A 21181-nucleotide genomic window follows, 5' to 3' on the forward strand; every position below is an offset into this window, starting at 1 on the left:
GCAGTATTTTAAAGATTTACTGGATGTTGTTTGAATTTTGATAGATTTCTCTACTAAGTTATTATTCAATAATAAAAATTAGAAAAGGATGTAGATTAGTGATTAGTCAGAAAACGAAGAAAAGATTTAATAAAGTTATTATAATGACCGCAGCATGTAGCATGTTTTCTATGTTTGGAACGTCTATTTCGCACACTAAAGCTGCAACACATTCAGCTGCTCCAGCAGTTTATGTGAGTCCCCAAAATATACCTGCCTCAGATATTATTAGTATAGACTGGTCACCAGTTCAGACTCCACCTTATACGTACTGGGCTGTACACAACTGGAATGCAGGTGGTGAAGCTGGAGGATATGCTGGTTTTCAACAACAAAGTGGGTTTGATGAAAATGGAAAACGTACTTTACATTTTGCCTTATGGGATCCAATTTCCTCTAAAGAAGCAATAAAGGCCGAATACTTATCTCCGAATTCGCAAGCTGGACCCTTTGGGGGAGAAGGAACAGGAATGAAGGTTCAAACAACTTATGGTTGGAAAGACTACAATTGGTACACAATGACAATGCGTTCATGGCAAGAAAATGGTCATACTAAATTTGGACAATGGATGAAAGATGTAACAAAGAATAAATGGCATCAGATTGCAATTATGGACTTTCCGGTTGCTAATGTTGCATTTAATCATGGATTAGGAATGTTTCAAGAAGACTGGGCTGATAGTGGACAGAATGTTCGAGAAGCGCGCCTAAAAAATGGTTATAGCCGAAAATTAGTTGATAAACAATGGAGTTCTTGGAATAATCAAAGTATTTCTGGAACGCATGATAATACTTATCAATATGATGGAGGATCTACTTCAGAATATGTATGGGTCAAAGCAGGAGGTAATACGCAGTCTACTATTGGGTCAGGAAAAATATTCACGCTAAATCAACCTACTCAACCTGAAATAGGAAAACTAGATTTTGATATCCAATCTATATATTATGAAAATGAAAAATTAAATGTATCTTGGAAACTAAAAGAAAATAGTACACCGCAATTTAAGGGGAAAATTGAAATTTATAACAATGAAAATATGACGGGCCAACCTATTAACGTAATTAATGATATTAAATCTTATCAAAATGGAATCAGTCAATCTATATCATTACCAACAAATGCTTATGCAAAAATTGTATTAACGGATATATTTGATCAAACTGTTGAGAAAAAGGTACAAATCAAAAATGAATCTCCAAACATTTTTGAAGGTAATGAATTTGCATGGTCGCTGAAAGGGATTGGAGATTTCGAATTTGCGAAAGTAAATTTAAATAAATCAACAGAAGAAATGCAAATTAATCTAAAAGCAGGTGTACCACATGACTACTTTGATAGTACATATGCAAGTATTAAAGTACAAAACACATCAGGAAAAGTGGTCTATAACAAAGAGATTTATGGAAACAAACAGCAAAATGCTGAATCGCAAAAATTTCCAGTCAAAGTAGGGGATTATATAGAGTTAACACATCTAGAAGGTGTACATAGAGCTACTCTTACAAATGTAGATAATAGTAAACAAGAAAGTTTTGGAAAAAAAGTCATGTACGAAGTTACAAAGGAAGGCCTGAAGAAAGTAGAAAAGATGCCAGAAGCAACAATTTTAGAAGGAAACAAGTTTGCGTGGTCATTAAAAGGATATAGTGATAGAGAAATTGCAAAAGTAGATTATGATAAAACGGTAGAAGAGATGAAGGTAAAACTAGAAGCAGGTGTACCACATTCCTATTTTGCTAGTACGTATGCTAGTATTAAGGTCCAGAATTCTTCTGGTAACGTTCTGTACAATAAGGAAATCGTGGGAAATAAACAACAAAATGCTGAAAGCCAAACTGTGCCCGTCAAGGTAGGGGATTACATTGAATTTACCCATATAGAAGGAGAAGTAGCAAAGGAAAAAACGCGAGCAACTTTAATTAACCTTGAAAATAACAAAAATGAAACCATTGGAAAAACAGCAAGATATCAAGTTACAAAAGAAGGCTTGAAGAAAGTAGAGAAAATGCCAGAAACAACGGTTTTAGATGGAAATCAATTCGCTTGGTCATTAAAGGGATATAATGATCGAGAAATCGCGAAAATAGAATATAACAAAGCAACAGAAAAAATGCAGCTTAAATTAGAAGCGGGTATACCCCATTCTTATTTTAGTAATACGTATGCAAGCATTAAAGTCCAGAATTTATCTGGTAATATTTTGTACAATAAAGAAATTATAGGGAATAGACAACAAGATGCTGAGAGCCAAACCGTTTCAGTCAAAGTAGGAGATTGTATTGAGTTTACTCATATAGAGGGAGAAACACAAAAGGAAAAGACACGCGCCACACTTACTAATCTTGAGAATAGTAAGCAGGAGTATATGGGAAAGAAAAGAATATATCAGGTTACCTCTATGGGATTATTAATAAAGTCATAGATTTCACTACAAAAGTTAAATTATAGATTTATATATTATATAAAAATCTTAACCATTATACGCATTAAAAAATTCTCAAGAGAATATAGATCGGCGGGTATAGTATGAACATATTTAAAGGGTTTCTAATTTCATCAATTGCAATGACCACATTTGTAGGAACAGATCTAATTTTACAAAATGATAGTATTCATAATAAAGTTTACGCTGAATCTTATAATGTCACATACAAAGAAAGAGATTCACAGGAAGAAAGATTAGTTGTAAAGTTTAAAAATCAAATTGACTTACCTTATGAAGATGGTATTGAGAAACGAATAAAAAATGGGGATTATGATAACAATTTAAAGAAGTTATTTTCCGAAAATACAGAACTTACTTTGAATCGTCTGTTCTCATCTGTAAATCCGATAGAGATTGAAAAGTTATCAGTACAATCTAAATCAGTTGCTAATGAATCAGCTAATAATTTATTAAATTATTATATTGTACAAGCTCCTAATAACATAGAAATAGAATTATTACTGAAAAAATTTGAAGCATCTCCTCTCGTAGAGGAGGCTTATATACAAGAAAAACAAATTTTGACACCTCCTGAAATACATTTACCAAATTTATCTGTTAATCCGTACGATGATCCTAGATTTACAAATCAAGGATATCTTGAAGCGGCACCAAAGGGAATTAATGCCTCGCATGCTTGGAGCATTAAAGGTGGTGACGGAAAGGGTACAACTTTTGTGGATATGGAATATGGATGGTTATTGAACCATGAGGATCTAGTTAATAAAAATATAAAGCTTATGTCGGGACAAAATATAAGCCAGCATAGAGCTCATGGTACTTCTGTATTAGGAATTGTTTCATCTGAAGATAATCAAATTGGAAATATTGGAATTGTACCAAAAGCAAATGTAAAAGTAATATCCCAGATTAGGGACAATGGAATTTATAATACAGCGGATGCTATTTTAAGTGCTGTACATAATTTACAAGCGGGAGATATTCTTTTATTAGAGGCACAAGCTTCGTATGATGGGTATGGGGATAAATATTTACCTGTAGAAGTACATCCAGATATTTTTGATGCAATTCGTGTTGGTGCAGATAAAGGGATTATTATTATAGAAGCTGGCGCAAATGGTTCAAACGACTTAGATAATTTTAAAGATCGTAATGGAAAAAAGATCTTAAATCGAAATAGTCCAGACTTCAAGGATTCAGGTGCTATTATGGTTGGGGCGGGATCATCAACTGTTCCACATAAACGTTTATGGTTTTCAAATTATGGAAGTCGATTAGATGTATATGGATGGGGAGAAAATGTTGATACAACATCAGCAAATCCAAGTCAAAATACTACAAATTTATATACATCAACATTTAGTGGAACATCAAGTGCTTCACCAATTATTGCTGGAGCAGCAACTTCGATTCAAGGTATTGCTAAAGAACATCGAGGTTCTCCTTATACACCAGCCGAATTAAGAAATATCTTAAGTAATCCGAATACAGGAACAAAATCTCAAGATCCGTGGAATGATAGAATAGGTGTTTTACCTGATCTAAAATCTATATTAGATAACTTAGGTTTTAATTCAGATATACCGGACTCTTCTAGTATTTTAGAAGGAAACCAGTTTGCATGGTCACTAAAAGGAATTAGTGATTTCGAGTTTGCAAAAATTAATTTCAATAAGTCAACAGAAGAAATGCAAATCGACTTAAAAGCAGGCGTACCGCATCATTATTTTAATGAAACGTATGCGAGTATTAAAGTACAAAATGCATCAGGAAAAGTAGTATACAATAAAGACATTTATGGAAACAAACAACAAAATGCTGAATCGCAAAGAGTTCCAGTCAAAGTAGGAGACTATATTGAATTAACACATCTAGAAGGTATTCATAGAGCTACTTTAACAAATGTAGGTAATAGTAAACAAGAAAGCTTTGGAAAAAAAGCAATATACCAAGTTACAAAGGAAGGTCTGAAGAAAGCAGAAAAAATGCCCGAAGCTACAATTTTAGATGGAAATCAATTTGCATGGTCACTAAAAGGAATTAGTGATTTCGAGTTTGCAAAAGTTAATTTTAATAAGTCGACAGAAGAAATGCAAATCGCCTTAAAAGCAGGCGTACCGCATCATTATTTTAATGAAACGTATGCGAGTATTAAAGTACAAAACACATCAGGAAAAGTGGTCTATAACAAAGAGATTTATGGAAACAAACAGCAAAATGCTGAATCGCAAAAATTTCCAGTCAAAGTAGGGGATTATATAGAGTTAACACATCTAGAAGGTGTACATAGAGCTACTCTTACAAATGTAGATAATAGTAAACAAGAAAGTTTTGGAAAAAAAGTCATGTACGAAGTTACAAAAGAAGGCTTGAAGAAAGTAGAAAAAATGCCAGAAACAACGGTTTTAGATGGAAATCATTTTGGGTGGTCTTTAAAAGGATATAGTGATAGAGAAATCGCAAAAGTTGATTATAATAGGACAACAGAGAAAATGCAGGTGAATTTAGAAGCAGGCGTACCACATTCTTACTTTAATAATACGTATGCAAGTATTACAGTAAAGAATTCGACCGGTAGTGTTGTGTATAATAAGGAAATAGTAGGAAATAGACAACAAACTGCTGAAATCCAAAAGGTGCCCGTAAAAGCGGGAGATTACATTGAGATTACCCATATGGAAGGGGAAGCAGTAAAGGAAAAGACACGCGCTACACTTATTAACCTTGAGAATAATAAACAAGAATATATAGGCAAAAAAAGAACCTATCAAGTTACTTCAACGGGATTAAACAAAATAGATTAACATGAAGAACCTTCTAATTATTAGTTAGATGCAAATAGTCGTTCATTATGAACGACTATTTGGCTTTTATTTAAAGAAAAGTGAAATGAAAATACTCTCTCTTTTGTATATACTCTCCTTGCCATCAACTGCTACATTTGTTTATCAGGGGGTAAATTTTAAAAATGTGCTTGAGAATTGATAAATGTTTAAGTGTTATAGATTTGAGAAAAAAGAAACAGAATAGTAAGGTATTTGTTGATAAATCCTCTCTTTCGTTACAATATTTTACATATTTGGTATGATATATATATGAGTTCTATGTATATTAAGGGAGGAATGAGAATGAAAAGTTTCATAACACGTGCAAGTGGTAATACAATCTCAAAAAGGTTAGTTTTAATGGTGTTGTCGATGGTTTTAATGATATTGATGATTACACCATCGAATGATGTATCGGCAGCCAATCTATCAAAAGCAGGTTCACTAAAAGGCGTAAATTTATTTAATGGAAGTTGGACAGTTGCTATACAGGCAGCAAATTTACAATATGTTTCGGCTGAGCCTTCGGGAAATATAATAGCAAATCGTAATGCAGTTAATGGATGGGAGAAATTCGAATTAATTTCGACTGGGGAATTATATACGTACGCTTTAAAAGCTAAAAGTAATGGGAAGTATGTTTCGTTTGAGCCAAATGGTAGAGTAGTAGCAGATCGTACATCAATTGGTGCATGGGAAAAGTTTATCTTATATAATGGTGGAGACAATAGGATATATGTATTACAAGCACTAAGTAATGGTAGATATATATCAGCAAATGGTGGTAGAGAATTAACAGCTACTAGTTATGTAGCTGGAAGCTGGGAAAGATTTGTTATTGTATACTTCTAAACTTTGAAGTGTTATATATCTAAATGATAATGGCATGTTTAGTTGGTATAAATACCTAATACAATAAAGTTTTAAGCATGTAATACAAGTGTATATTAACGTGTAAAAGGGCTGCAAATAATTAGCAGTCCTTTTTGCATGGACTTACTGAGGTTATAATGAGAAGAAAAAGAACCCTATAGGGTTCTTTTTCAAGGCATATTAACAGTAAGGAGAATCATGAAATGCTACTTCAAATCTTTATTAGGGGAAAGATTTTGAAAAAGCTTAACACGTATTTATTTTTACATAAATGTAAGATGTAGTAAATTGATAATGTTTATACTTACTATTACTAATATTCAATTAAGATAGTTAATACTATTTGTATGGTGTTAATGAAGTACATATTTAGAAAACTAATAATAGCCCCAAGTTGGTTAAATATGTCTAATATTATATTTTATTTGTTAAAAGAGCTTATAGTTATATCATTTCAAAAATTAATTAACATTTAAACAATTTTAACTGAAATTGGATGTGTATTAAATAAAATAGACAAAGACCCTGTAATAAATACAGGGCCGGATACAGGGTTAAGGGAACGCATAGTTTCTTAATATCATAGTAGCATATATTCTTTGTATAGCTACATGAGGATTTTGACAGAATTAAGAACAAGACAGAAAATCTGTAGGAAAGTAAATATAGTGCTGGAAATGTGATTTTAAATTAAGCTATAGGTATATTGAAATGGATGAAAACTCTTGAGTACCATGATTAAATTGCCTTTAATTATGAGGTTTAGGTTAGAGGGATAATTGGATCTTACTGAAAAGAAAAAATGTTTTTTAGATTAAAAGAAGAAAAGACACCTTTTGGGTGTCTTTTCTTTAGGTAAACAGTTCACATATTGCTGAATTAGATACGAAACCATAATTCGACTACGAAGTAAATCCTAACATAATCTGAACAGAAAAAATATGTAATATTACATTTTTAGTTTTTAATTATTTTATTCAATATAGAGAAGCAACGTAAATAAAAGGGCATGCAGTAGTATCTGCAGCCCTTTTTAGGAGGAACTCAAGACATCATTAGGACACGTATTGGAAACAGGTTCAAGAATAGTATGTGTGAAAAGAAAAAGTCCTATACCAAAAGTAGACAGGACCTTATCTTTTTTACATTTTAAAAAATGAAATTCTGTCCTTTTGAAATCAGTACAGCACACACTTGGTTCGAAATGAAATTAGAAAAAGTACACATGAAAATGGCAGACAACTATTTTGTTGCCTGCCGGTGCCAGTGGGTTGAATGAGTTAGTCAATTCAATAAATTGTGCTATCCCATTACCAGAAGATTGAAGCCGCTAGTTCAAACGGCTTAGACATAGTTTGTCTAATAAAGAAAAAATTATGAGTAGAAATTTTGTTTGCTCTATATGAAAAGATAAATAGATATTCATCAGACAAGGATAATTTAGCATATCTTGAATAGGGTGTAGGAATGAATTAAAGAAATGGATATTTGTTTAGGAAGGGACTGACTCAGGAGTGGGACTTTCGGACAGGGTTTGGGGAGCGGTGATTGCCTTTGGCATTGCGACTAATATCGTTGCTTGTATAATGGCAGTATACATTCAAAAATATGAGCTAATGATAAATCATCTTACAAATATTTTATTTTTAATAATTATCTCTTTAACGTTTATAAAGATGAAAATTAACAGATGGGTGGCTTTAGGATTTACATTAGTTGTAATAGAGAAAGGTATTAAAGCGGGATATGACTTCTACACACATAATTATTATAGTGTCAGTTGGAGTTTAGCTATTATTGTCTATTGCATATACGAGATGGAAAAGTATCATATTGAAATAAACGAATAGGCGCAACAAAAAGGTGTTAGTAGGTGGAATTCTTTTTAAAATACTATAAAAAAGACACTACAAGAGTGTCTTTTTTTTGAAAATACTCTATAATTAACTTTGGGGAAGGTAATGTTAGAGTATTCGTTTAGCATTATCTTTATATTTGATAAACCATGAAATCGAAAGATTTTGTGGTTTATTTTATGAACAATAGATATTACAGTATTGGCAGTGAGCTATTAATCATTTTAAGCATTAGGGGAGAATGGATTAAAAGTCTAACATCGAATAACGGTTCCGGAATATAGTGTTGCGAAATGATCTCCCATATCCCAAACGGTACTTGCCTGTATATAGCCCTTAAAGCCTTCTGAAGAATAATAAATCTCTTTTGGTATACTTTCTTTAGTTTGGAAATGTGCTTTAGAGTACTTTACATAATGGTTTTTAACAACTTTTGCTTCTGGAACAATAGTGTTTTTTTGTTCCAATGTTGGCCTAGCACTAGAAGGTGGTATGAATTTTACATTGTCTTGGTAATTAGGATCTAAGGTGTCAGCTTGTACACTGTGTGACGAAACAAAGGTGCTTAGACTACTTCCCGCGATTAAAGTTGCAAATACTAACTTTGAGAATTTTGTTAATCTACTCATTCTATAATCTCCTTTTTATTATTTTGTAAGGTATCTCCTTACACCTCACAGTCTATATCCACTACAAAAGGGTGTACATACATATTGATAGACAAAATTCTACAAAATACCGCATGTTTTTGGGATTTATGTATAATAATCCAATGTCTAATAGTCTATCAAAAGTAAAAAGTAGGTCTTATATAAAAGAAAATGAATAATTTATGCAGGTAATGTATATGGAATTATTGTTTAAATATTCTAAAATGAGTTGATAAAGATGTTGGTAGGTTTTTTGGAAAACAAATAATTTCCTAGGTGAAATTTGGAAGGAAGATTCTCTGTTAGAGTTTTTATAAGGGAATTCATTTTCGTAGATTCAAAATGTAAAAATAACTAAAAGAGCAAGTGTTTCAATGGGTAAAAAGCTATGTTGAGTCTTTTTTCTCTGTCGGTGGTCGTCTAATCAATGAAATGACGGATGCTTATGATAGTTTGTGTCTAGCAACATTCGTGTATAAACGAATGAATTAAGAAAAGGGTGAAATATTGGATAACTCGAAATGGATACCTTTAAGTAATGTTGATGATGATGAGGAAATTTGGGTAGGAGCAAGAGTTAGGTTGTACAATGTTGGTATGAATAGAGAAGATAAAGAAAATAATTTCTATGAATATATTATTTCTTATATCTACGACAACACTAAATACTTACAACTAACTAATTTAACAACAGGAAAAGCAGGTTATATTATTTGTGCCATTGAAAAAGAATTACCAAATAATTATGCTTTGGGCAGAACATTAAAGCAAAGAATAGGTTTAGAAAATACCTATTTTAGATTTGAATAATCAACAAATAAGGGAAGCACCAACTCTAAGGTGTCTTCCCTTATTTAATACTTTTTATCAATAATCAATATTAACAGAGCCTAAATAAAAAAGTGAGAAAAATGATAAACATTCTTCTCACTTTCAGCAATTAGGGTGGCATATACATAAATATGCGTTTGGGTGGATTTTTGGATGAAAAATCCACATGCATAGTATAACAAACTACATAAGGTAGATTATATGTAATATTGCATATAGGGAAAGATTCTTCTATAGAAATAAAATACAGTTTATACTGAATTATTTATTTATTATAAGTTAATAATATATTATCGGATTTTATATCTATTACTTATGTATACGTGTTACAATGAATTTCTCCAATTTATTTTATTCTTTTATATAGAATTTATGGTTTAGTTATCTCTTACAACAAAATCGGCCGTAGTAAATGATTCATGAATAGTGTGATGCATTTAGAATGGTTCAAAGGCTGTTAAACATAATCATACAAAGAATAAATTTATGTAGTTATTTTTTAGAGAATTTATTATGGTAAAGACTTCATCCGATTTGAATAGCGCTAAATTAAAATTTTTATCCAATCAAGGTCAAATAATATCTGTTAAATGAAGGGTATGTTTCATCCATTTTATTGGGAACAATTCGTAGTTTTAGAATTGCTGAATATGGAAAGATAACATATTCGAAAGGAGGATAGATAAAACGCTGCCTGTGAAATTTAAATCGTTAAATAAGGAAGTTGAGATGATAGGATTTAATAGGGGTTTCATTTCGAATGGTACTGTAAATATATGTAGAAAAAATAAAGGAGAAAAATTTAAATAAACTATATCAGTAGTAAAAGTGAAAGGGAGAAGTATCTAGTGTTTAATATAAAAGAAAGATTGGGACAAATAAAGCTTAAAACGAAGTTGTCTATGGCATTTATTGCAATATTAATTATACCAAGCCTTATCGTAGGAATATCATCTTATAATAAAGCAAAAACAGATCTTAATGAAACAATTTTACAATCAGCACAAGATAATATAAGTATTTTAGATAAGATTGTTGATGATGAATTAGAAAATAAGCAAACAGATGTCTCTCATTTTGCAAAGGTACTCACACAAAGGGATTATAATCCTGAACAATCGCAAAATGTACAGAGTAAATTTGATCAATATATACAGTTACATCCAGAGATAGAAACGATTTATACGGCATCCAGTAACAATCAATTTATTCATGCACCTGTTGGAAAAATACCAGAAGGGTTTAATCCGTTAGAAAGCAGTTGGTATAAGGATGCAGTAAAAGCAAATGGAGAGATCATTGTTTCATCTCCATATAAATCAAAGGCTACAGGAAATATGGTAATAGCAATTGCAAAGCAAAATGCAGATAAAAGTGGTGTCATTGGCGTAGATTTGAATATTAAAGATATAGTAAAAACATCCAAAATGATTAAAATTGGAAAGCAAGGATTTGTATCTATAGTCAGTCAAGATAAAACAATAGTTATTCATCCATCACTAAAGCCAGGAGAGAAATTAGAGAAAACTTTAGCGGATGAACTGTACAAAAAAGAAGATGACGTAATTACTTATAGCCTTAACGGGGAAGATCGAAACATAAGCTTTAAGACAAACAAAAAAACAGGTTGGAAAATAGCTGGCGTAATGCCTACGAAAGAAATTGAAGAAGCTACCAATCCTATTTTTTATAAAACGCTCACTATAATAGGGGCTTCATTATTGTTAGGTGGAATTGTAATTTTATTCATACTTAGATCTATTATTAATCCACTAAGACAATTAGTTATTTCGGCCCAAAGAATTAGTCAGGGAGATTTAACCGAGAAAATAGATATTCGTTCAAAGGATGAACTTGGTCAATTAGGCGGTAGTTTCAATACAATGGCAGAGTCGTTACGTAATATTATTTCTCAAATTAACACATCTGCAGGACATGTAGCTGCGTCTTCTGAGGAACTAACTGCTAGTGTAGAACAAGCAAGCGTTGCGACGGAACAAATTACAAAAGAGATGGAAGAGATCTCGAATAGTGCAGAGGTTCAAAATAATGAAGTTGAGTCTGGAGCTGAATTAATTGGTGAGGTAACACGAAATATTCAATATGTAGCTGAGAATGCATCTGAAGTATCGGCTTCATCCATATATACAAAACAAAAAGCCAATGAAGGTGAACAATTAGTAGAACAAACTGTAACACAAATGCAGTCTATCCATCACTCTGTTTCTCAATCCGATAATGTAATAAAATTATTAGATAAGAAATCGCAACAAATTGGAAGTATATTAGAAGCAATTCAAAATATTGCGGAACAAACAAATTTATTAGCATTAAATGCAGCAATTGAAGCAGCTAGAGCAGGAGAACAGGGGCGAGGATTTGCAATTGTTGCCGATGAAGTTAGGAAGCTAGCAGAGCAATCATCCGATTCTTCGATGGAAATTGGAAGTTTAATTAAGGAAATACAAGCAGACGTACATGAGACTGTAAAAGCTATGAATGAAGTAGGAGTAGAAGTACAGTCGGGAATTAAGGTTGCGAATGATACAAAACAAAGTTTTTATGAGATTTCAAAATCTGCAAATGAAATTGTATCAAAAGTACATGGTATGGTAGAACTATCAAATAAAATGACAACTGATGCAATGAAAGTTGATACATCGATTGATCAAATAGCTATGGCTGTAAAAGAGAATTCTTCAAGTATGCAAACGATAGCTGGTTCATCTGAGGAACAACATGCTTCTATGGAAGAGATAAATTCTTCAGCAATACAATTAGCACAGATGGCGGAAGAACTTCAAGAGTTAATTGGTGGATTTAAGATTTAAGTTGAGATTCTAGGAGAGAATGCTAGAATCTTGTTACAGAGTGGAAATGAAAAATCTTATAACATAGTATATAAGTATAATACGTACTCTCTACACGTATTGAACAGGCAGATAAGCCATTTAAAAACCCTCCATTTGGAGGGTTTTTAAATACATTTACATTAAATTTGTTGTGGTGCACCACCAACACTATATGAAGGAGTAGGATAATGACCATGAGTAGCAAGCTGATTTGTTTTAGAAAACTGAAAAATTCCCACCGTTAATACCCCAATAAAAGCAATGCCTGATAATAATAAGCTAATTTTTTTCATTATTTTAACACTCCTTTTGCGATTGATTTTTGTCTTGCCTGATAACAAATATGGAAATAGTCACTTACCTTTTGGTAGTTCTCTAATTGTCTACATTTTGTGGCAAATAATTCAGCGTATTCGACAACATATTCCCATAACTCTTCTTTCTCAAAGTATAAGATTCCTTCTTGAATGATTTTTTCTAATTCTTCCAATGGAATGTTTTCGTTTAAGCTTTTTAAAATAAAGAAGTGATGCATATATTCTTCGTTATGGATTTCTCGGCAGATTTTTAATCCCTTAACAATGAGTTTGCTAGCCGTCGATTGTTCTCCTAACTTATAATGTTCCTTAGCTTGTAGGAAGATAGCCTTGAAGTGTGTAGGGATTTTCTCTGTTACTTCTGAAAGGTGGCGAATAGCTAAAGTAGACATACTTTGATCAGAATACAGCCACCCCATAGTACTTTTTACGTATAACAAGGAATCTTCTACCTTATTCTTTTGTAGTAAATCAATTGCACATTGTAGATATTCTTCAGCTTGTTCGTACTGTTTTAAATAGATGCAGCAACCACCTAACAAACTATTACAAAAGGCTGTTTTTACTTCATAACCTTCATATTTTGAAAAGATTACTCTCGATTTATTTGCGTATTCGATAGAAGCAAGCATGTTATAGGTATGGTGATAAAAAGTAGCAATTCTATAGTAGAACTCAGCGTGTTCAATTTCATCTGGTATGTCTACTAATATCTTTTCTGCCAGTTTATAATGTTCCTCTGCCTCAGTAAAATTTGATATAAAAGTGGAATGAATGGATTTAAAAAAGTGATAATAGAAGCGTAGAAAATGGTCTGTAGGCATATCATAGTCACTAATGGCATCAAAGCTATTTTGTTGAATACCAAGGCTATCTGTTAAGACATTATAACGGAATTCAAGTAGTGAATAATATAGTAACAAATTTTGATCTTGATGTTCTTGATTTGGCTCAGTACTTAATTTGCTGATTTTTTCATCAATTTTCTTTTTTAGATTAGTAGCTTTTATAACTTGTTGAGATAGCATAGATCGATACCAGTCGTTTAATAGAGAGGTTAACTGCTCATTTCCTTTTACTGAGACACTCATAATATACGCCCCCATCTTATAGAAATATCCTAATCCAATTTAATTGTAACTATCATAGCAAAATAGAAGAAAAAATAGTATGATTTTACAACTTTTTCAAGAAAATTCAGAAAATAATCAATTGTTGTCGAATGTACTTAGAATAAAACATCCAAAAATTATCAAAAAATGATATGAGTCTTTATACGTTCTATTAGGTGAACTAAGAAACTGTGATTGAAGATTTATGAAATTTCCTTTTCTTAAAACGGATCAATTACATATTACTTTTTAAATTGTTTATCAGATACTATAGTATGTATTACAAACAAATATATAAATCTTGTGTGTGTAAATAAGAAGAGAATAAAGAAAACAAAAAAAGAACTTGTAAGAATTCCTACAAGTCCTTATTTAGATAATGTAAAAAGGTGAAACAGAATACCTCATTATTTTTAATAGGGAAATTATCTTACTTATGGCTTGGTTTTATAGAAGATTTGTTCTTATTGTTGATTAAAGGGAAATTTAAGATTGGTAAGGGGAAAGTGCATAAAAGAGAAAGTCTCCTTTACTTATTCTGAAAAGATAATTCAAAAAGCTATTTGTGTATAGAATAAGCTATGCATAAATTCATCAACATTGGTGATAATAAATAAGAGAATCAATATATAAGCATAAACTTGTTAAAGCTCAGTGTAATTCTATAAATAGTAGATATAATTATCTGAAAAATAACATTATTTACTTTTCGAGTAGGGTAAGTAGAAAAAAATAGGAAGTTTTTCTTTGAAGAAAGCTCTTTTGACAGGAATAGATTTTTTCATAACTAGAACAAATAAATTAATAATCGCATATACTGTATTGTCGTTAAAGCAAGACATTATTTTCTCAGAACAAGGGAATCACTAGAAAAATACGTGATTCCTTTATTCTTCAATATAATATCAATAGTTGATTTGAAATAACCGAAGAAATAAAATCTTTGTTAATGGACAATCACATAATTTTAGGTATAGTAGGTTTATAATTTAGACTATAAAAATTAATGTGTCTTTTATTATTTAACCAAGAAGACTCACTCCATAAGGAACTCACAGCAAGTATGAGCATGTGGGAGTAGTTCAAAGCATGCAATATTGTTTGATTTGGCTAATACATAGATTTATCATCTCAGAACTGGTGTAAGAATTATAATGTTTATACCATTCTATTGTATTTTCTAAAGTCTGTTGTAGGGACCATTTTGGCTGCCAATTAAGATTGAATTTTGCTTTGCTAATGTCAAGATTCAGTAAATTTGCTTCATGGAAATTTATTGGACCTATATTTTCTGCTGTCCAATCCCCGCAGCCCCAAATATCTAGTAAACTGGTCACTAATTTTTCTACTGGAACAATATTGCTTAGGGATGGCCCGAAGTTCCATGCTCCTGAATAAAGGATACCATTATTTATAATTTTTTCTGTAAGGAGTAAATACCCGCTTAAGGGTTCTAGTACATGTTGCCAGGGTCTAATAGCAGTAGGGTTTCTAATAATAATGTTTTTGTTTGATTCTAATGCTCGTATACAATCAGGAATAATTCTATCTATTGACCAATCGCCACCACCAATTACATTACCAGCTCGAACGCTTGCAATTATTTTCTTGTGTTGAGAAAAGTTTTCTTCTGAAAAGTAAGAATTTCGATAGGAAGAAATTAAAAGTTCGCAGCATCCTTTACTTGAGCTATATATGTCATGGCCGCCCATAGGGTCAATTTCACGATAACCCCAAGGCCATTCTTTATTTTCATAGCACTTGTCACTTGTCACCATAATTCCTATTTTAGCTGATTCATGTAATCGAATTGCCTCTAGTACATTCATAGTTCCTACAACGTTTACCTCGTATGTTTCTCTAGGATATTCATATGAATACTTAACTAGAGGTTGGGCAGCTAAATGGAATACAATTTCAGGTTTATAATCTGTAAAAACCTTATTTAATTTATTAAAATCTCTAATGTCTCCACGAATATCAATTATATTATTTTGAAGGTTAGTAATGTTAAAGTTATCATTTTTATTTTTAGGATCTAATGAATATCCGATTACAGTAGCACCTAATTCATTCAACCATAGGGATAACCAAGAACCTTTAAAACCAGTATGTCCAGTAATTAAAATTGTTTTTCCGTAAAAAGCATTATTAAAGTTTTGGTTTAACAATTAGTCCACCTCCTTTAGTACCCTATTTTTAGGGGGTTAGGTATAAATGTTTATTATTTTTATACCAATTAACAGTTTTTATAATTCCTTCTTCAATATTAATTCTAGGTTCCCAGGAAAGAGAGTTTTTTATTTTTTGCACATCTGCTTCAGGAACCCATCTTTCATTTGTTCTAGAGGAAATTGCACCGTAATTTGGTCTGGAATTGGTTTTCAAATGTTTGAATAATAATTCTACATAATGTTTCAAGGGGTGAATAGTGCCGCTCCCAATATTAAAGATTTCATTTTGTACAGTAGTATTTTCTACTGCTAGGATACAGGCATCTATTACATTTTCTATATAACAATAATCTCTTAATTGATTACATAAAGTTAAATTTACATCTTTGTTTTGTAATACTCGCAAGATTATATAGCTAAAAATTTTATGCGGCTCTTCGCCTTCTCCGAATATGCCAAAAGGTCTTAATGTTATAAGATTAATATTGTTTTCGCTAGCAATTTGATGGGCGAGTATAGTAGCAGCAGCTTTGGTACTTCCATAGATATCCACAGGAGTTAGTAACATATTTTCATGAATAGGTTCCATCTTGTTACCGTATTCAGAACTACTCCCAAAATTGATGATTTTTTTACAATTCACCAATTTTGCTGCTTGAATAATGTTACAAGTCCCTATAACATTTGTTTCTATAGCATGGATGTAATCTGTATGGGCAGAATTTACACCATAGGCTGCCAGGTGAAAGATATAATCGGGATTAATTTTCTTTATTGCATCTTGTACTTGTTTTTTATCTCGTATATCTATTTCATAGGTTTCAATATATTTTAGAATATCCTTTAGTCTCCAAGAGTTTGATGGTGTTCTTATGAAAAGAACAATTTTTGCTTGTAAATTTAAAAGTCTTCGTGCCAAGTGAGAACCAATAAAACCGTATCCACCAGTAATAAGGAAAGTTTTATTTTTAAATGAAGCAATCATAGTGATAATCTATCCTTTATTAAGATGTATTTTTAGTTGCTGAAATAAATAGATTTATTTTTAAATAAGGAAAGTATCAGTCTTAATTGTGATGAGGGGAGGGGTATTTAAAATGATTTTTTATTGTTGTTGTATCAATTTGGTCAGCAAATAAAGAGGAGGGAGATTTTTGAAAAGTATTATGAAGGGTATGACATGTCTTGTTCAATTGTTCAATATAAGGAATGTATATATAATCTAAAACTGCTGGAGGTAATTCTAAAGTTTCTTGTTTCCATAAATCGAACTCGTTTGGATTAATAATTTGCATACTTCCAAAATGAAAAGCTATTAATTCATCTTGATCAATAAAAACTTTATTATCTGTTTTAGATATAGAACTGCTATTTAAAATGACATTCCAAGGTGCTGCATCAATACCTTTATGAGTCATGATTTTTATATTAGAAAAGATGTTAGGAATGTGATTTAAATATTTTTGGTCACCCCATCTATTCATTTCAACATCATAATGATTATTACAATATTCTAGGCATTTATCTTTCCACCATGTTAAAATTTCTTTACTATTTTGATCGTTTTTGAAGCCTACTAAACCAGCTTGGTATATACCGTGTATGCTTTCAATTGCAGTAGAGCTTCTTTGAGGGCAAAGGAATACAGAGTATTTCCACCACTCATCAAGAATGATATTAGGTGCTGTAAAGAAATACATATCAGCATCACAATATATAATGTGATCAACTTCCGGATAAAGACTAAGGACATGTAGACATAGGGGCGCTTTTAATGTCCAACAATATTCTTGTAAACTTCTATCATTTTTTATACTGAGGAGTTCATGATTTTCAATTTCTTTTACTGGAATTAGTATGGCGTGCTTTAATTTTAATTTCTCTAATATTTGATAAGTTAAATCATCCATACAACAGATCCATACAGTAAATTTAGCGTTGAAATTTTCTAAGGAATAATAAGAGGTCAATCCTTGAATTAATCGTTCTTTACTTGTAATCATGGAAAAGTTCATAAAATGATTGGATTGATTCATTTTTCTTCTTAATTGTGAATCTTTATATAAAGTTTGAGCTTTATTTATATCTTTTTTACTTAAAAATTGTTTAGTATCTTTATTGAATTTATCCTTTAATTGCTTTAAAACAAATTGAATTCTCTCTAAATACGGAGTGTAAATATGGTTTAATATATTATTGGGTATTGAAATTTCTCCCAAAGACCAAAGGTCAAAATCATTTTCAGTAAAGATAGTAATACATGCAAAATGGTAAACAACTAGTTTGTCGTTTTCAATAAATACATCGTTTTTAGTCTTGTCAATTTTATAATCGTTATTATATATACAGTTCCAAGGCGCAGCATTTATACCTAAGTTATTTGAAATTTTTACTTTTGGAAAATATATAGGGATATAATCTAAATACTTTTGGTCTCCAAATTTCCCCTCCTCAGCCTCGGCACTGCACCAATCTATACATTTATTTTTCCACCATCTTACACTTTTTAGTCCATAGAGATCATTCTTAAATCCAATTAGACCGGCCTGATATTTTCCATACATCTTTTCTACCCAATCACGATCTCTTTGGGGGGTTAGGAAAATAGAATGGTCACCCCATTCCTCAAAAATAATATTAGGGTCAGAGAAAAAGCATAAATCACCATCACAATATAGAATAGATGGTAAATCATAATTGACCAATAAATATTCTATCAAGACAGATTTTAAAGTCCAACAATATTCATTTACTTTTCTTTTTCTCTTAATTGCTTTTAGTTCACGATCTTCTAATTCTTCAACTTGTAAAAGGTTTACATTAATTAAACTCATTTCTTTTAATAGTGAATATGCAAAAGGATCTATACAACAAATCCACAATGTGAATTTTTCTGAGTACTGCATTAGTGATTGCTGTAAAGCAATAATTTTCAAGACATACTCACTACCTACAATGACGCAGAAATGATTATTTAGATCATGTTGTTGATTATAGAATTGGGGATGTCTTTTTTGAGTATTTTTTTTGGAGAGATTTGAAGATTTAATTCCTGTTGAAAGTGGGTTAACTATTTTCTCATTAGAGGGGATATACAATCGAGGTAAACTTATTTTTTTATCATTAGAGTTCAATGCTTATTCAGTCCTCTCCACTAAAATTTATTTGGATTCCAACTTTCATTTACAGTTTTTAAATCTTTAGGTGTATCGACACTAGCCCAAAAGTCATTGTGTTCATAGACTGCGAGCTCATTGTCTTTTATTAAATTTCGAAGAGGATCTTCTTCTAGAACACAATCATCATTATTACTTAAATAATCGAATATTTCTTTGTTAAATACAAAAAACCCGCCATTAATTACTTCATCAAGTAATGGTTTTTCTTTAAAATCAATAGCAATTCCATCTTCGACCTCCAATAGGCCGTATTGACTATTTTTTTTAATTCCAGTTAATGTAGCAATTTTTCCTTTTTCTTTATGGAATGCTATTAGTTGATCAATATCTATATTAGCTAATCCGTCACCATAAGTTAATAAAAAGGTTTCACCCTGTACAAAGGATTCAAGTTTTTTTAGTCTTGCCCCGGTCATTGTATCAATTCCTGTATCTATAAAATGTATATTCCAATTTTCTAATTCCTGAAGTAGCGTATATTGACTGGTTTTAAAATTCAAACTAAAGTCATTCTCTTTCCAGCTAAAGTCCATAAAATATTCTTTAATTTTCTCACCTTTATATCCTAAGGGCAAAATGAAATCAGAATGTCCATATTTTCTATACCAATTCATTATATGCAAGAGGAGAGGCTTTCCTTGAACTCGAACTAATGGTTTGGGAATGTCCTCTAAAATTCCTTGCATCCGAAGCCCTTTTCCGCCACACAAAATTATGACTTTCATAGATTTATTTCCTTCCTCTCTATATATTTTACTAATTTAAACTATGTAGTTTGTTTGATAAATGTATACACGGTTGTACCATAATGACAATCAACTAAAAAATATATGTTAGATTTATAATTCAAATGCTGATTAAACGTGAAGAATACGCACTGTAGTTTATTCTCAATCTTATGTAAATTAGGTTATTTTAAAATCAATGCTTTATTTTATTTAATACTAATGAAAGAAATTGCTTGTTTATAAGATAAAAGAAGGGGAGGGGAAACAAGGGAATTGAAGAAGCTTATAATGAAAAATCTAAGAAGGAAATTAACTATTTAAAGGAAAAGTGAACAAATATTAAATTGTAGATTTTACAAATTTAAAAAAGAGCACCGTATAAAGGTGCTCTAGTGATGGGATCAATTTTGTAAAGAACCATTTATTCAATAAAGAAGGACTTATGAATTATTATATGAACGGTTTATTAATTAAGTGTGTATCAATTAGATGGGAATTTTATTTCTCTACACCTATTTTAATTTACTGGCAAAATCATGTTAAAAGTAAGAAGGAAAGTATTAAGTTAATGTTATTTTATTTAAAATATAATCCCAATCGGAATCATCACCTTCCCATCTATCCTGATAACGTGGGAGTTCAATTGAACAAACCCTTGATATTCCCCAATTTTGTTCAACGATATTAGATATATCCTCCTTAAAATTGACAATAAGAATATTAAAATCTTTATTTGTAATTTCGGATAATACGTTTTTTAATTCAATCGCTTCATCTCGATTTCCCCAAATCCTAATGAATAAAATCGATTCACTACTATTTATTTTTTCAAGGAATCGATTAATTCTAGTGTCTAATTTAGCTTTAAAAGAAGGATAAGTTGATTTCCAATTCTTTTCTGAGTCAATAGGAAAGTCATGCATTGAAAAACAATTATAATAAGTGTCCTTTATACAATAGGTAATTCGTTCTGCCCATTTAGTTTGATTATCAAATTCTGATTCAATAAGACCGTAACTTTCTGAACCTTCTATGACCATATTTTCCAACTTCATAAATTTTTCAAACCGACTTTGAAGTAATCTGTTTACATCTGAAAGTGATGGATAATAAAACCAATCTAAAGGTCCAGAAAATGTTCTTAAATGGTGCCTTTTGATTTGGTTAGTGACTTGACACAATCCTCCTAAACTTACAATTACGCCATAGGATTTTTGTATATCATCTAGGTTCATCCTCATCATCCTTTTTAAAAATAATTTAAATTATCTATTCAGTATATGATGCAATAACAT

Annotated in this window: 15 protein-coding genes; 7 read left to right on the plus strand and 8 right to left on the minus strand. The window is 31.1% G+C overall.

Going from position 1 to position 21181, the window contains the following annotated elements; genetic code table 11:
- Positions 1–98 precede the first annotated feature (98 nt).
- The 4 genes from AC1Q51_RS24920 to AC1Q51_RS24935 all read left to right on the plus strand — a co-directional run bounded on the left by AC1Q51_RS24920 (position 99) and on the right by AC1Q51_RS24935 (position 8037).
- Positions 99–2465, plus strand: a complete 2367-nt coding sequence (locus AC1Q51_RS24920; protein WP_090977457.1) for a putative mucin/carbohydrate-binding domain-containing protein — start codon at positions 99–101, stop codon at positions 2463–2465.
- A gap of 104 nt (positions 2466–2569) precedes the next feature.
- Entirely contained in the window at positions 2570–5293 is a 2724-nt protein-coding gene (locus AC1Q51_RS24925; RefSeq protein ID WP_492331784.1) for a putative mucin/carbohydrate-binding domain-containing protein, read from the plus strand.
- 324 nt (positions 5294–5617) lie between these two features.
- Positions 5618–6166, plus strand: a complete 549-nt coding sequence (locus AC1Q51_RS24930; protein WP_000834557.1) for a fascin domain-containing protein — start codon at positions 5618–5620, stop codon at positions 6164–6166.
- A 1535-nt stretch (positions 6167–7701) separates the two neighbouring features.
- Positions 7702–8037 carry a hypothetical protein gene (locus AC1Q51_RS24935; RefSeq protein ID WP_000524431.1) on the plus strand — a complete coding sequence of 112 codons (336 nt, stop codon included), beginning with the start codon at positions 7702–7704 and terminating at the stop codon, positions 8035–8037.
- A 260-nt stretch (positions 8038–8297) separates the two neighbouring features.
- Here AC1Q51_RS24935 and AC1Q51_RS24940 read toward each other — a convergent pair whose 3' ends face one another.
- Entirely contained in the window at positions 8298–8672 is a 375-nt protein-coding gene (locus tag AC1Q51_RS24940; protein ID WP_000088962.1) for a hypothetical protein, read from the minus strand.
- A 387-nt stretch (positions 8673–9059) separates the two neighbouring features.
- Between AC1Q51_RS24940 and AC1Q51_RS24945 the strand changes: the two genes are divergently transcribed.
- The 3 genes from AC1Q51_RS24945 (at position 9060) to AC1Q51_RS24955 (ending at position 12355) form a co-directional block, all read left to right on the plus strand.
- Positions 9060–9185, plus strand: coding sequence for a hypothetical protein (locus AC1Q51_RS24945; RefSeq protein ID WP_002026153.1), 126 nt, complete (start codon positions 9060–9062; stop codon positions 9183–9185).
- A gap of 33 nt (positions 9186–9218) precedes the next feature.
- Positions 9219–9503, plus strand: coding sequence for a hypothetical protein (locus tag AC1Q51_RS24950; RefSeq protein ID WP_090977645.1), 285 nt, complete (start codon positions 9219–9221; stop codon positions 9501–9503).
- 869 nt (positions 9504–10372) lie between these two features.
- Complete coding sequence (locus tag AC1Q51_RS24955) at positions 10373–12355, plus strand: methyl-accepting chemotaxis protein (RefSeq protein ID WP_141549199.1); 1983 nt, start codon at positions 10373–10375, stop codon at positions 12353–12355.
- A gap of 161 nt (positions 12356–12516) precedes the next feature.
- Here the strand turns inward: AC1Q51_RS24955 and AC1Q51_RS24960 are convergent, their stop codons facing one another.
- From AC1Q51_RS24960 to AC1Q51_RS24990, 7 genes are all read right to left on the minus strand, one after another.
- Positions 12517–12669: a hypothetical protein gene (locus AC1Q51_RS24960; RefSeq protein ID WP_000724110.1), complete on the minus strand. Its 153-nt coding sequence runs from the start codon at positions 12667–12669 to the stop codon at positions 12517–12519.
- On the minus strand, positions 12669–13784 hold the full coding sequence (locus AC1Q51_RS24965; RefSeq protein WP_090977461.1) for a Rap family tetratricopeptide repeat protein: 1116 nt from the start codon (positions 13782–13784) through the stop codon (positions 12669–12671). Before AC1Q51_RS24965 ends, AC1Q51_RS24960 begins: the two co-directional genes overlap by 1 nt.
- A gap of 1103 nt (positions 13785–14887) precedes the next feature.
- Positions 14888–15976, minus strand: a complete 1089-nt coding sequence (gene rfbG, locus AC1Q51_RS24970; RefSeq protein WP_000934344.1) for a CDP-glucose 4,6-dehydratase — start codon at positions 15974–15976, stop codon at positions 14888–14890.
- Positions 15977–16004: 28 nt separating this feature from the next.
- Positions 16005–16964 carry an NAD-dependent epimerase/dehydratase family protein gene (locus AC1Q51_RS24975; RefSeq protein ID WP_000561952.1) on the minus strand — a complete coding sequence of 320 codons (960 nt, stop codon included), beginning with the start codon at positions 16962–16964 and terminating at the stop codon, positions 16005–16007.
- An 82-nt stretch (positions 16965–17046) separates the two neighbouring features.
- Positions 17047–19113 carry a glycosyl transferase gene (locus AC1Q51_RS24980; RefSeq protein ID WP_492331785.1) on the minus strand — a complete coding sequence of 689 codons (2067 nt, stop codon included), beginning with the start codon at positions 19111–19113 and terminating at the stop codon, positions 17047–17049.
- Positions 19114–19133: 20 nt separating this feature from the next.
- Positions 19134–19883, minus strand: a complete 750-nt coding sequence (locus AC1Q51_RS24985; RefSeq protein WP_000864429.1) for a sugar phosphate nucleotidyltransferase — start codon at positions 19881–19883, stop codon at positions 19134–19136.
- A 563-nt stretch (positions 19884–20446) separates the two neighbouring features.
- Positions 20447–21121, minus strand: coding sequence for a papain-like cysteine peptidase (locus tag AC1Q51_RS24990; protein WP_016512478.1), 675 nt, complete (start codon positions 21119–21121; stop codon positions 20447–20449).
- Between the last annotated feature and the right edge of the window lie 60 nt (positions 21122–21181).

The organism is Bacillus sp. MT94, from assembly GCF_058792475.1.